The organism is Brevibacterium zhoupengii (genome assembly GCF_021117425.1).
Lineage (GTDB): Bacteria > Actinomycetota > Actinomycetes > Actinomycetales > Brevibacteriaceae > Brevibacterium > Brevibacterium zhoupengii.
The window spans coordinates 2,458,087-2,471,410 of sequence record NZ_CP088298.1; the positions used below are offsets into that span (position 1 = coordinate 2,458,087).

The window sequence follows — 13,324 nt, forward strand, 5'->3', positions numbered from 1 at the left end:
CCTTCCTGAGGGAAAGCACCCGCGCACAGTCGCATCTGCTGCGAGAAGGGACAGTCGCTCAGTCCTGCGAATCCCCTGAGTTCTCGGTATTCGTGCTGCGAATGGGGATGCCGTCCTTCTTCATCTTCGCCAAGGAAGCGAGCGTCGCCACAGCCATGGCCACGACGATGAAGCTCAATGACAGCCACGTCGGCACCTCGGGGATATTGGTGCCCCAAGACAGGAACTCCCAGTCCGACTCGTGCAGAGCGTGGATGAAGAGCTTGACGCCGATGAAGGCAAGGATCGCCGCAATTCCGTAGTGGAGGTAGACGAGCTTGTCGACGAGGCCTCCGAGGAGGAAATAGAGCTGACGCAGACCCATCAGAGCGAAGACGTTGGCCGTGAAGACCAGGAACGTATTCTGTGTGACACCGAAGATCGCCGGAATCGAGTCTAGGGCGAACATGACGTCTGTGGACCCGATCGCAATGAAGACGATGAACATGGGAGTCCAGTACTTCTTGCCTTCGATCGTCACACGCAGGCTGTTGCCGTGGTATTCGTCGACGACGTTGATCCGTTTGCGCAGGAGGCGGATGAGCCCGTTCTCGCCGTCGCCTTCGTCCTCGTCGCTGAATGCCTGCCTGTAGGCGACGATGAGGAGGAAGATGCCGAAGATGAAGAAGACCTCGACGAATGCGGTGATGATCGCGGAACCGGCCAAGATGAAGATGCCGCGGAAGATGATGGCGATGATGATGCCCACCATGAGGACTTCCTGCTGATACTTCCGCGGAACCGAGAAGCTGCCCATGATGATGATGAACACGAACAGGTTGTCGATACTCAGGGAGTATTCGAGCAGCCAACCGGTGAGGAACTCGCTGCCGTGCGTTGCGTCTCCGATGGCGAAGAGAGCGCCGGCGAAGATGATGGCGAGGCCCACATAGAAGGCGACCCAGATGCCGGCTTCCTTCATCGACGGAGTGTGGGGGCGCTTGATGACGAGAAGGAGGTCGAAGACGAGGATGGCGACGACGACAATGCCCGATGTGATCATGAACCACGGGGGAATGGCGGATTCACTCCCAGCTGCGGCTTGACCGCCTGCTGCGAGCGTGGAGGACAGGATATCCATGGATGCCTTTCAAAGGTGTCGGTGATGTACCCGTGCCGAAAGTCTCTCCCACGCTAAGTCCACTGCATCAGTGGCGGCGTGCGCTCCGCGCCCGGACCCTCTGTGGGATCGTGATGACGAGCACGGATGGACGGGATACTCCCTTTCGCCAGCCTCACCAGTATAGTCGGGTGGTTGCTCTTGCACTTGCACGCGGGTCGAATCAGGCGTGCCCGGCCTGCTTCATCTGCCGCAGCTCCTGCTTGAGGTCCGAGAGTTCGTCTCTCAGCCGGGCGGCGAGTTCGAACTGCAGCTCTGCTGCGGCCGTGTGCATCTGTGAGGTCAGGGACTCGATGAGTTCGGTCAGGTCGGCAGCAGGTGGGCGCAGCGATCCCGACTTTCCTGCGGCCTGACGCTGTTCATCGGTCAGCGTCGAGTTATATCCGCGTTTGCCCTTGCCGTAGTCGAATTCGGTGAGGAGCTCACGAGTGTCTGCGTCCTCGCGCTGCAGACGTTCGGTGATGTCCGCGATCTTCTTGACCAGCGGCATGGGGTCGATCCCGTGTTCCTTGTTGTGAGCAACCTGGATCTCGCGTCGGCGATCGGTCTCGTCGATGGCTTCCTTCATCGACCGGGTGATGGTGTCGGCGTACATGTGCACCTGACCGTTGATGTTTCGGGCTGCGCGGCCAATCGTCTGGATCAGTGAGGTGGCCGAACGCAGGAAGCCTTCCTTGTCGGCGTCGAGGATGGCCACGAGGGAGACCTCGGGCAGGTCGAGTCCCTCACGCAGAAGGTTGATGCCCACGAGTACGTCGAACTCTCCGGCACGCAGCTCTGTCAGGAGTTCGACTCGGCGCAGAGTGTCGACGTCGGAGTGGAGGTACTGAACGCGCACATCGTGTTCGAGGAGATAGTCTGTGAGGTCCTCGGCCATCTTCTTCGTCAGTGTGGTCACCAGGACTCTCTCCTGGGCGTCGACGCGGGTTCTGATCTCGTCGAGCAGATCGTCGATCTGTCCCTTCGTCGGTTTGACGACGATCTCCGGATCGACCAGGCCGGTGGGTCGGATGATCTGCTGGACATAGCCGTTCGCGTTGCCCAGTTCGAAGTTACCCGGGGTCGCGGACAGGTACACGGCCTGCCCGATGCGTTCACGGAACTCGTCGAATTTCAGCGGACGGTTGTCCATCGCGCTGGGCAGGCGGAAACCATGCTCGACCAATGTGCGTTTGCGCGACATGTCGCCCTCGTACATGCCGCCGATCTGGGGCACCGTCACATGGGACTCATCGACGACGAGCAAGAAGTCTTCGGGGAAGTAGTCGAGCAGGCAGTTCGGTGCCGATCCGGCGGGGCGTCCGTCGATGTGGCGGGAGTAGTTCTCGATGCCGGAGGTGAAGCCCATGGACTCCATCATCTCGAGGTCGTAGGTGGTGCGCATCTTCAGACGTTGTGCCTCGAGGAGTTTGTTCTGGGATTCGAATTCGCTCAGCCGCTTCTGCAGCTCATCCTCGATCTCGCTGACAGCCCGACCCATCCGATTCTCACTGGCGACATAGTGTGAGGCGGGGAAGACGTGGATGGTCTCTTCCTCACGCACGATCTCACCGGTCAGCGGGTGCAGCGTCTGCAGGGATTCGATCTCATCGCCGAAGAACTCGATGCGCAGGGCCAGTTCTTCATACTGCGGGATGATCTCGACCGTGTCGCCTCTGACCCGAAAGGTGCCGCGAGTGAACGCCATGTCGTTGCGGGCGTACTGCATCGACACGAAGCGTTTGAGCAGTTCGTCACGGTCACACTGTTCGCCTCTCTGCAGCGTCACCATCCGGTCGACGTACTCTTCCGGCGTGCCCAGACCATAGATGCAGGACACTGTCGAGACCACGACGACGTCACGGCGAGTCAGCAGGGAGTTCGTCGCGGAGTGACGCAGCCGCTCCACCTCGTCGTTGACCGAGGAGTCCTTCTCGATGAAGGTGTCGGTCTGCGGAACGTAGGCCTCTGGCTGATAGTAGTCGTAATAGGAGACGAAGTACTCGACGGCATTGTTGGGCAGGAGCTGTCGGAACTCGTTGGCCAGCTGCGCGGCCAGTGTCTTGTTCGGTGCCATGATCAGGGTCGGGCGCTGCACCTGTTCGATCAGCCAGGCCGTGGTCGCGGACTTGCCTGTACCGGTGGCACCCAGCAGGACGATGTCCCGCTCCCCCTGATCGAGGCGTTCGGAGATCTCGGCGATCGCCGTGGGCTGATCACCGGATGGGGAGTATTCGGATACGACTTCGAACGGGGCGACGGTGCGCGTGACATCTGGCCGGTGACCGATGGCTGGCAGGGGACGTTCTGAGCTCATGGTCCAACACTAGCCCCCGCCCATGACACAGTGAACTGTTGGGACGAGACTCCCGTACGGAGTGTTCAGTCGAAGCTGGCTGGGACGAGCTGTCGGCGCATCGTCAGGAAGTAGGGTTCCTTCGCCTCCGCATAGCCGTGGGAGTCGTCTTCTGCGGCATGTTCGTGGGCCAGAGCCAGTTTGAGCTGCTCATACCTGCGCCGTTCGCCCTCGTCGCTGCTCAGCAGCTCAACGAACTTCCGTGCGAAGACGGCACCGACGGAGTCCGTCGTTCGGACGTGGAGGTTGACTGCCCGGCCCGGATCCGTGTTCGCATGAAATCGTTTGGCCTCCTGCTGCCCCTCGCCGAGGTTGTCGACCGCCCCCTTGCCAGGAAATCCCAGCTGCGCCAACTGCTCGGACAGATCACGTGCAATGCCGAGATCGGGGACGAGCAGCTGCAGGTCGATGACGTCCTTCGCGACGAGATCAGGCACCGCTGTTGATCCGATGTGGTCGATGGGAAAATGATCGCCGAGACCGTGGTGAAGTTTGGCGATGATCCGCTGTGCCTGCAGCGACCAGTCGTGGCCACCGGGCTCGACGAGTTCGGCCGGTCCGCGCTGGGCACGTTGCCGCTGGGCCAGATTGGCCGCAAACGGGAGGATCCGGTCTTCGACGAGTCGGGCGACGGTGGCCCGGGTCTGACTGACCTCTCCCGCGTTGTCGATGATGACGTCGCAGACCGCGTAGCGCTGCTCGTCTGTGGCTTGGCGGGCGATGCGTGACTCGGCATCGGCGCGGTCCATGCCTCGGGCGCTCATCAACCGCTGCAGTCGGAGTTCGGACGGCACATCGACGAGGAGGTTGAGGTGGTAGGACGGGGTCATCCCATTCTCGACGAGGAGGGGAACATCATGGACGACCACATCGGCGTCGGAATGTTCGGCGAAGTGAGCGATCGTGCGATCACGGATGGCTGGATGCATGAGGGCGTTGAGCGCCGCCGTCGACTCTTCGTCGCCGAAGGCCGCGGCCGCCAGCTGAGGCCGGTCGAGTCCCCCATCGTCGGCGATGACATCCTCACCGAACCTCTGGGCCAGCTGAGCCAGCAGCGGCTCCCCCGGTGCGACGACCTCGCGCGCGATCTTGTCGGCGTCGATGATCGCCGCGCCGTGGTCGGCGAGGATCTCGGAGACGGTTGACTTCCCGGCACCGATTCCGCCGGTGAGACCTATTTTCAACATGCCTTCAGCCTAGCGATTCAGTGGGTAGACGAGAACACCCTCGTCATCGAACATCGGCTCGCCGAGGCTCGAATTGAGGAAGTCTTCGTATTCACCGGGACCGCCGGGCAGCAGTGGGGCATCGGGGGCGAGGATCACGTAGTCGACTCCAGAGGAGCGCAGCTCGTCGAGGGCGGCACCGACCTCGGCACTGTCAGGGTCGGGGAACGGTGCACCGGCGAAGACTGTGTCGTGGAGGACCTCATCGAGAGCGTCCTCCGGGGCTGCATAGGTGACGTCTGACTCCGGGGTCGAGCCGATGAAGTATCCGCCGGTCTCCCGGTAGTGGAAGCCGCTCACGGCCTGCCAGACCATGGCCTCATCGGCATGGGGTTCGGCCCAGGCCAGGGGCCGCGGCACGGTCTTGACCACGGCGCCGGCGGGGACCACCTCGGTGATGGACTCGGTGTAGAAGTCCGGAACGTAGACCTCGCGAGAGGACTGCACCCCGGGAACCACGACCACCGCAGAGATGACGAGCAGTCCCATCAGGCCCTGGGCTCGGCGCCTTCGGACATTCTCCAGGGCCCATTGCAGCCCGCAGCCGAGGATCGCGAACAGGGCGATCGTCGAATGCAGGACCAGGCGCATGGGCAGAATGTTGTTGAGAACGGGGATCGCTTCGATCAGGGCGAAGGGACCGGACCCTGATACGACCGCTCCGTTGAAGAGAACCGGTGAGCCCAGCGACAGAATGAAGACCAGGAACCCCGTCGCCGAGGCGATGGTCAGGATCCTCGCGTACCTTCGGTTGCGAATCAGGCAGATGACGATGATGACGGCAGCGATGAGCGCGGGAATGCCGACATAGGCTCCGAGCTCGGCGGCATCGATGTCCATGACGCGCGGGATCGGCGATGACCCGGACCCGAGCAGCGTCGGGCCTGCGGGGATGATGGGGTCGAGCAGGTCGGTGTTCCACACTCCATGGGGCCTGATGGCGCCTGTGGGGGCATTCGGTCCGCGCATGGTCAGCAGCAGGGGAATCGCGAGCAGCAGTGCGAGGGCAGAGCCGATTACACCACCAAGCCCTAACCGCAGCCAGCCCGCCAGGGTCCAGACTCTTCGGCCGAAGACGGCAATGGAGATGAGCAGACACAGGGCCGCGATGAAGGTTCCGGCCAGCACCTCGGTGGAGACGTAGAACTGGAAGCCGAGGACGATGCCGAGCCCGAGGCTCAGCATCCAGAACTCACGGGTGGCGAATCCGGTCCGTGGAGCCCGTATGACCAGGTTGATGATGATCAGCGCCACCAGTGGCGGGGCGACGGCGAAGGCGAGGTTGGGATGGCCGGAGGACTGTGCGATGACGTAGCTGGAGAAACCCACTCCACCGGCCGCGACGAAGGCGGGGACGCGGGAGAGGAACCGTGAGAACAGCGCCGCGGTCGCCAGACTCACGAGGACTGGGATGGCGATGATGAGCAGGTTGTAGCTGACGATGGGGCCCGCCGCCCAGGTGATGGGCGCGAGGATCAGCCCCAGTCCGGCAAGGGATGTGTTCCAGGCGCCGTTGACTCCCCCGTGGAGAGTGTTCATCGCCTCCGTGTAGAGGTAGCCATCCGCGGCTCCTCCCTGAGCTGCGTCAGTCCCCAGGCCCAGCTGGGAGCCGAGCAGATCGGCCGCATGTCCGAGCCACCAGATGAAGAGCGATGAGTCGTCATTGCTTGCCACGACCTGTCCGCCGGGATCGGCAGCAACCTGCCCGAACACGCAGATGCTGACAACGGTCAGCAGAAGCGAATACCACAGCCAAGGTCGAGCCCGCTGTCGCAGAGTGGGAGCAAACACAAAGGGCTCCCGATCAATCGACCGGGAGCCCTTGTGAGTGCTGTTATCAGCTGCCTGCAAGCTTCTCACGCAGAGCTGCGAGAGCTTCGTCGCTGGCCAGTGTTCCTTCGTCGCCTGCCTCTTCCGAGGAGAACGATCCGGTAGCTGGAGCGGCTTCGGCAGGAGCGCTGCCTGTTTCTTCGGAGCCGGCTTCGGCATCCGCAGCGATCGCCTTGGCGACCTGCTTCTTGTGCTCTTCCCAGCGTTCCTGAGCGGCGGCGTACTGCTGCTCCCAGACCTCGCGCTGTGAGTCGAAGCCTTCCATCCACTCGTTGGTCTCGGGATCGAAGCCTTCTGGGTACTTGTAGTTGCCGTCTTCGTCGTATTCCTGCGGCATGCCGTAGAGGGCAGGGTCGAGGAATTCGTCGGCCTCGGGGTCGACGCCTTCGTTCGCCTGCTTCAGCGACAGCGAGATGCGGCGACGTTCGAGGTCGATGTCGATGACCTTGACGTAGATGGTCTCGTCAACGGAGACGACCTGTTCTGGCAGGTCCACGTGGCGAACAGCGAGTTCGGAGATGTGGACGAGGCCTTCGATGCCGTCTTCGACACGCACGAACGCACCGAAGGGAACCAGCTTGGTGACCTTGCCGGGAACGATCTGGCCGATGACGTGGGTGCGAGCGAAGTGCTGCCATGGGTCTTCCTGAGTCGCCTTGAGCGACAGGGAGACACGTTCGCGATCCATGTCGACGTCGAGCACCTCAACGGTGACCTCGTCACCAACGGTGACGACCTCGCCTGGGTGATCGATGTGCTTCCAGGACAGTTCAGACACGTGTACGAGTCCGTCGACACCACCGAGGTCGACGAATGCACCGAAGTTGACGATCGAGGAAACGACGCCGGGACGGACCTGGCCCTTCTGCAGGGTCTGCAGGAAGTCGTGGCGGACAGCGGACTGGGTCTGCTCGAGCCATGCACGACGGGACAGAACGACGTTGTTGCGGTTCTTGTCCAGTTCGATGATCTTGGCTTCGACCTGCTGGCCGATGTAAGGAGCGAGGTCGCGGACGCGACGCATCTCGACGAGGGAAGCGGGCAGGAAGCCGCGCAGTCCGATGTCGACGATCAGGCCGCCCTTGACAACCTCGATGACAGTACCGGTGACAACACCGTCGTCTTCCTTGATCTTTTCGATGTCGCCCCAGGCACGCTCGTACTGAGCGCGCTTCTTGGACAACATGAGTCGGCCTTCTTTGTCTTCCTTCTGAAGAACGAGGGCTTCGATTTCGTCCCCGACCTCGACGACTTCGCCGGGATCGACATCATGCTTGATGGAGAGTTCTCGCGAAAGGACGACGCCTTCCGTCTTGTATCCGATGTCGACGAGCACTTCGTCGCGATCGACCTTGACGACGGTGCCCTCAACGATGTCGCCATCGTTGAAGTACTTGATCGTCTCGTCGACTGCGGCGAGAAAGTCCTCAGCGGTTCCGATGTCGTTGACAGCGACCTGCTTCGGCTGCACCGATTCCGGCGTGGTGGTGGTCATATAGGTTGGGACTCCGATGGAATTATGGTCCAGATCCGATACTCTGAGGCAATGCTGTGAAACAGCCCGAGAACTGGATCCGGTCTCGATTACGATTTTGGACATGTATGCATACGCGCATACGGTTGTCAATACTAGCATCATCCATGGCGTGAATGCACGCCGAAGTCGGAAAAGAAACATGGCGATCGCCACGGAGGAATGATGAGCGACGGAAGTTATCAAGCCGAGGTCATCAGCGGTGGCTACCTGCCCATCGATGAAGAGGCCTCAGTACGCGCCAACAGAGGGTATTGGGACAATTCCGCCGAGGAGTACCTGGCCGAACACGGCAGCTTCCTGGGCGCCTCGGAGTTCATGTGGTGTCCCGAGGGAATTCACGAATCCGATGTGAATCTGCTCGGCGATGTGCGCCGACGCCAGATCCTCGAGGTCGGCTGCGGCGCCGGTCAGTGCTCGCGCTGGCTGGCCGAAGAAGGTGCCATCGCCACGGGTGTCGACGTCTCCGCCGGCATGCTCGAGCAGGCTTCTCGCCTGCAGCGTGAGCATCCCCTCAGCGAGGACGCCACTCCCCCGACCTTCCTGCACGCCGATGCCCGCGAACTTCCGTTCGCCTCGAACAGCTTCGACGTGGCCTTCTCCTCCTACGGCGCCCTCCCCTTCGTCAAGGACGCCGAGGTGGTTCTGTCCGAGGTCGCACGCGTGGTCCGTCCCGGCGGACGGTGGGCGTTCTCAACGACCCACCCGATGCGGTGGATGTTCCCCGATGTGCCCGGCGAAGCGGGCCTGACGGTCGAATACTCCTACTTCGACCGCACCCCCTATGTCGAGATCTCCTCCGATGGGCAGCCCGTCTACGCCGAGCACCACCGCACGATGGGTGATTGGGTCAACCTGCTGGTCACGGCCGGCTTCACGATCGATTCGGTGACCGAGCCGGAATGGCCGGAATCCAACCAGACTGCCTGGGGCGGCTGGTCTCCGCTGCGCGGCTCCCTCATGCCCGGCACCGTCATCTTCTCCACCACGCTCAATAAGGACTGACTTCCGCCTCAGTGCGCTGCGTCGTGCCAGGAGGTTCCGGTGCCGACGTTGACGTCGAGCGGCACGTCGAGTTCGAAGGCCGAGCCCATCTCCTCGGTGACGATCTGCGTGACAGAGTCGATCTCCTCGGGGTGGACGTCGACGATGATCTCGTCATGGACCTGCAGCAGGACCGTTGATCTGTGATCACTGAGACGGTCGCTGACCTTGAGCATGGCGATCTTCATGATGTCCGCGGCAGATCCCTGGATCGGGGCGTTGAGGGCAGCGCGTTCGGCCATGTCCCGCAGCTGTCGCCGGTCACTGTGCAGTGCAGGCAGGTACCGTCTGCGTCCCATGATGGTCTCGGTGTACCCGTTGGCACGTGCCTGTTCGACGATCTCGTCGAGGTAGTCCTTGACTGCGCCGAAGCGTTCGAAGTACTGCTCCATGAGGTTCTTCGCCTCGTCGACGCCGATTGCCAGCTGACGGGAGAGACCATAGGCGGAGAGTCCGTAGACCAGGCCGTAGGACATGGCCTTGACCTTTGACCGCATCGCCGAGTCCACCTCGTCGATGCCGACGCCGAAGACCTTCGAACCGACGTAGGAGTGCAGGTCCTCCCCGTCCTTGAATGCCTGGATCAGTGCGGCGTCGCCCGAGAGGTGGGCCATGATGCGCATTTCGATCTGCGAGTAGTCAGCCGTCAGCAGTCGAGCGTTGTCGACGTGTGGGTCGGCGATGAAGATCTCGCGGATTCGTCGCCCCGATTCGGTGCGCACCGGAATGTTCTGCAGGTTCGGGTCCAGTGAGGACAGGCGCCCGGTTGCGGCGACGGTCTGCTGGTAGGTGGTGTGGATACGGCCGTCCTCGGCCACGGTTTTGAGCAGCCCGACGACGGTCTGCTTGAGCTTCGTGGAGTCACGGTAGGCCAGCAGATGCTGCAGGAACGGGTGCTCGGTCTTGATGAACAGCTCCGCCAGCGCCTCGGCGTCGGTGGTGTACCCGGTCTTCGTGCGTTTGGTCTTGGGCATGTCGAGTTCGTCGAAGAGCACGGTCTGCAGCTGCTTCGGTGATCCGAGGTTGACCTCATGACCGATTGCTTCATAGGCGAGTTCTGCGCTTGCGTTGGCCTGTTTTGTGAATTCGTCGATGAGTCCGGACAGTCCTGCCTCATCGACGGCGATGCCGGCAAGTTCCATCCTGGCCAGCACAGGGACCAAGGGCAGTTCGATATCGCGATAGACCTGGCTCATATTGGCTTCGTCGATCTTCGTCGCCAGGATGTCATGGACCTCGAGCAGCGCGGCTGCCCTGTGTCCGTGGGTCTGAGCGGTGTGGTCGGAGTCGAGGTCGAGGGCCAACTGCCCGCTGTCACCTTCGGCATCGCTGAGTTCGATCCCGGCGCGTTCGAGCGCGATCTGCGGCAGTTCGTAGCTGCGCTGATCGGGCACCAGGAGGTAGGCTGCCAGCGCCGTGTCACCGGCAACGTCGTCGACTTCCAGGCCCAGTGAACGCCAGGCCTTGATCTGGGTCTTCGAACTGTGCAGGATCAGGGTCTTCGACCGCAGCGCCGAGCTCAGTTTCGAGATATCGGCTTCCCCCGCCTCGGCGAGGTCGACGACCCAGGCCTCTTCAGGGGCACCGGAGACGGCGAGGATCCGCACGTCGCCGTGTCCGAGTTCGTACCGCGCATCGGAATCGAGGGCGAGCACATCGGAGTCCGTCATCTTCTCCAGAAGTGCGGGCACGTCGAGCATCTCAACGGAGACCTCCCGGGCGGGACCGGTGGCCTCCTCCGGCACGGCCTCTTCACCGAAGATCGCGCTCAGTCGTTTGCCGAGAGCCTGGAATTCGAGTTGGTCGAACAGGTTCGAAAGTTCGCTCGGGTCGCCCTCGCCCCATTTGAGATCGGCATACGTCAGGCCCAGGTCGACATCGTCGAGGAGGCGGTTGAGTCGGAAGTTGCGTTCGACCTCGGGAATGTGGTCGCGCAGCTTCTCCCCGACCTTGCCTTTGATCGCCTCTGCGTTCTCCAGCACTCCCGGCAGATCACCGTAGGCGGCCAGCCATTTCGCTGCGGTCTTGTCACCGACTCCTGGGACACCGGGAAGGTTGTCCGCTTTCTCCCCCACGAGGGCCGCGAGCCCCCGGTAGTTTGCGGGGGTGACTGCGTATTTCTCCTCGATTGCGGCCGGGGTCATGCGATTGAGGTCGCTGACTCCGCGTTTGGGGTAGAGGATCGTCACGGAGTCGTTGGAGAGCTGGAAGGAGTCCTTGTCTCCGCTCATCACCTCGACCTGTGCACCGGCTTCGGTGCCCATGCGCGCCATGGTCGCCAGCGCGTCGTCGGCTTCGAAGCCCTCTTTGGTCACAACCGCGATTCCCATGGCCACCACGATGTCCTTGATCAGATCGATCTGCGGGTGGAACTCCGGCGGCGTCTTGGCACGTCCTGCCTTGTACTCGGGGTATTCCTCGAGGCGGAAGGTCTGTCGTCCCAGGTCGAAGGCCACGGCCACGTGGCTGGGTGACTCGTCTCTGAGGACATTGATGAGCATCGAGATGAAGCCGTAGATGGCGTTCGTCGACTGGCCGGTGCTGGTGGAGAAGTTCTCCACCGGCAGGGCGTGGAATGCCCGGTAGGCCAGAGAGTGTCCATCGATGAGCAGGAGGGATTCGTTTACTTGAGTCACATGGCATAGCCTATCGTTCAAAACTGACATGAAGGAGAACGATGTTCATTCCGGCCGCATCGCTGAGCGCTCACACCACCGAAGACCAGTGTCGGGAGATGCTCGGCCAGCTCAACAGTCCAGAAGCGGTCGGTGCCCTCGCCGCGAAGATGGGCATCGAGTTCACAGAGCTGAGCCACGAACATGCCACTGGAGCGGTGCCGGTGACGGGCAATACTCAGCCGATGGGCCTCTTCCACGGCGGCGGTCACGTCGTGCTGGCCGAGTCCTTGGCCTCGATGCACTCGTTCCTCATCTCCGGTGGCAAGAACGTGGTCGGAGTCGACCTCAACGCCACGCATCTGCGCGCAGCTCGGGACGGCACCGTGACCGGCCGCGCCGAGGTGCTCCACCAGGGCCGCACGATCGTGTCCCATGAGGTGAAGATGACCGATGCCGCTGGCCGGCTTCTCTCGATCGTGCGGATCACGAACATGATCCTCAAAACCGAGCCCAAATAGACAATGGCCAGCGACCGAGCCCAGGTGGACAGCGGTTGGTGACAGTCTGACTGGCGGTCACTGGTTGAACGAAGGAGGCCGGCGAATCCTCATTGGATTCGTCGGCCTCAGTGTGTGTTCGGGTGGGCTCTGAGCTACTTGTTGGAGCCGATCTGCTTGAGAACGGTGTCAGCAACCTCACGCATGGTCAGGCGGCGGTCCATCGAGGTCTTCTGGATCCAGCGGAAGGCCTCCGGCTCGCTGAGACCCATCGAGGTCTGGAGCAGGCTCTTGGCGCGTTCGACGACCTTACGGGTCTCGAAGCGTTCGGTCAGGTCGGAGATCTCACTCTCCAAGGAGCTGATCTCCGCGTGACGCGACAGGGCGATTTCGAGGGCCGGGATGAGATCTGCTGCGGTGAAGGGCTTGACCACGTAGGCCATTGCTCCGGCATCGCGGGCTCGTTCGACGAGCTCCTTCTGCGAGAAGGCGGTGAGCAGCACCACTGGGGCGATACGCGCCCGAGCGATCCTCTCCGCGGCAGAGATTCCGTCGAGGATGGGCATCTTGATGTCCATCACGACGAGATCAGGGCGCAGCTCCTCGGCCAGGCGGATAGCGGATTCGCCGTCTGCGGCTTCGCCGACGACGTCGTATCCGACCTCGCGCAGCATCTCGACGATATCGAGACGAATCACGGCCTCGTCTTCCGCCACTACGACGCGGCGAACCGGCACGGACTCATCTGAAGTTGGTTGTTCGCTGTTTGAAAGCACGGCACCAGTCTAAACCAGCCCCCATCGGTGCACCGACATCGGTACCCAAGTTTCTTCTGTGATGGTAGCCACCCGTGTGATAGCCACCACAGAAACCGATTGTGCAATCATATAAGAGCTGTCGTAAACTCGTCCCTGTTGCGGATTCGGTCCGCGGCGAGCCGGATTGGCGGAATCGGTAGACGCGGTGCACTCAAAATGCATTGTCGAGAGACGTGTGGGTTCGAGTCCCACATCCGGTACACATAGACCCGAGTCTCAGTGCTCGGATGCGCAGGACCCTCGAACTCAGGTTCGGGGGTTTT

General features: G+C 62.1%; 9 protein-coding genes and 1 tRNA gene. 3 read left to right on the plus strand and 7 right to left on the minus strand.

The window, feature by feature from the left end; translation table 11 throughout:
- Positions 1 to 58 precede the first annotated feature (58 nt).
- The 5 genes from LQ788_RS11275 to rpsA form a co-directional block, all read right to left on the minus strand.
- A complete protein-coding gene (locus LQ788_RS11275) occupies positions 59 to 1,120 on the minus strand; it encodes a TerC/Alx family metal homeostasis membrane protein (RefSeq protein WP_231441028.1) in 1,062 nt (353 codons plus the stop codon).
- A gap of 202 nt (positions 1,121 to 1,322) precedes the next feature.
- Positions 1,323 to 3,455, minus strand: a complete 2,133-nt coding sequence (gene uvrB, locus LQ788_RS11280; RefSeq protein ID WP_231441031.1) for an excinuclease ABC subunit UvrB — start codon at positions 3,453 to 3,455, stop codon at positions 1,323 to 1,325.
- Between the two features lie 65 nt (positions 3,456 to 3,520).
- The gene (gene coaE / locus LQ788_RS11285) at positions 3,521 to 4,681 is read right to left on the minus strand and encodes a dephospho-CoA kinase (protein ID WP_231441033.1); all 1,161 of its coding nucleotides are present in this window, start codon (positions 4,679 to 4,681) and stop codon (positions 3,521 to 3,523) included.
- A gap of 9 nt (positions 4,682 to 4,690) precedes the next feature.
- The gene (locus tag LQ788_RS11290; protein ID WP_231441035.1) at positions 4,691 to 6,511 is read right to left on the minus strand and encodes a hypothetical protein; all 1,821 of its coding nucleotides are present in this window, start codon (positions 6,509 to 6,511) and stop codon (positions 4,691 to 4,693) included.
- 46 nt (positions 6,512 to 6,557) lie between these two features.
- Positions 6,558 to 8,045, minus strand: coding sequence for a 30S ribosomal protein S1 (rpsA, locus tag LQ788_RS11295; protein WP_231441037.1), 1,488 nt, complete (start codon positions 8,043 to 8,045; stop codon positions 6,558 to 6,560).
- A 204-nt stretch (positions 8,046 to 8,249) separates the two neighbouring features.
- On the opposite strand from rpsA, the gene LQ788_RS11300 reads away from it, so the two are divergent.
- A complete protein-coding gene (locus LQ788_RS11300) occupies positions 8,250 to 9,089 on the plus strand; it encodes a class I SAM-dependent methyltransferase (RefSeq protein ID WP_009881388.1) in 840 nt (279 codons plus the stop codon).
- Between the two features lie 8 nt (positions 9,090 to 9,097).
- On the opposite strand, the gene polA is transcribed toward LQ788_RS11300, so the two are convergent.
- Entirely contained in the window at positions 9,098 to 11,764 is a 2,667-nt protein-coding gene (gene polA, locus LQ788_RS11305) for a DNA polymerase I (RefSeq protein WP_231441039.1), read from the minus strand.
- Positions 11,765 to 11,805: 41 nt separating this feature from the next.
- Here polA and LQ788_RS11310 point away from each other — a divergent pair, with 41 nt between their 5' ends.
- Positions 11,806 to 12,264 (plus strand): PaaI family thioesterase, encoded by a 459-nt coding sequence (locus tag LQ788_RS11310; protein WP_231441041.1) that lies wholly within the window; start codon positions 11,806 to 11,808, stop codon positions 12,262 to 12,264.
- Positions 12,265 to 12,398: 134 nt separating this feature from the next.
- Here LQ788_RS11310 and LQ788_RS11315 read toward each other — a convergent pair whose 3' ends face one another.
- Positions 12,399 to 13,019 carry an ANTAR domain-containing response regulator gene (locus tag LQ788_RS11315; RefSeq protein WP_394801304.1) on the minus strand — a complete coding sequence of 207 codons (621 nt, stop codon included), beginning with the start codon at positions 13,017 to 13,019 and terminating at the stop codon, positions 12,399 to 12,401.
- A 160-nt stretch (positions 13,020 to 13,179) separates the two neighbouring features.
- Between LQ788_RS11315 and LQ788_RS11320 the strand changes: the two genes are divergently transcribed.
- A tRNA-Leu gene (locus tag LQ788_RS11320) sits at positions 13,180 to 13,261 on the plus strand.
- The last annotated feature ends 63 nt before the right edge of the window (positions 13,262 to 13,324 follow it).

Coding starts and splice junctions, on each gene's coding strand:
- LQ788_RS11275 (WP_231441028.1), bottom strand. CDS start 1,120: ATGGATATCCTGTCCTCCACGCTCGCAGCAGGCGGTCAAGCCGCAGCT.
- uvrB (WP_231441031.1), bottom strand. CDS start 3,455: ATGAGCTCAGAACGTCCCCTGCCAGCCATCGGTCACCGGCCAGATGTC.
- coaE (WP_231441033.1), bottom strand. CDS start 4,681: ATGTTGAAAATAGGTCTCACCGGCGGAATCGGTGCCGGGAAGTCAACC.
- rpsA (WP_231441037.1), bottom strand. CDS start 8,045: ATGACCACCACCACGCCGGAATCGGTGCAGCCGAAGCAGGTCGCTGTC.
- LQ788_RS11300 (WP_009881388.1), top strand. CDS start 8,250: ATGAGCGACGGAAGTTATCAAGCCGAGGTCATCAGCGGTGGCTACCTG.
- LQ788_RS11310 (WP_231441041.1), top strand. CDS start 11,806: ATGTTCATTCCGGCCGCATCGCTGAGCGCTCACACCACCGAAGACCAG.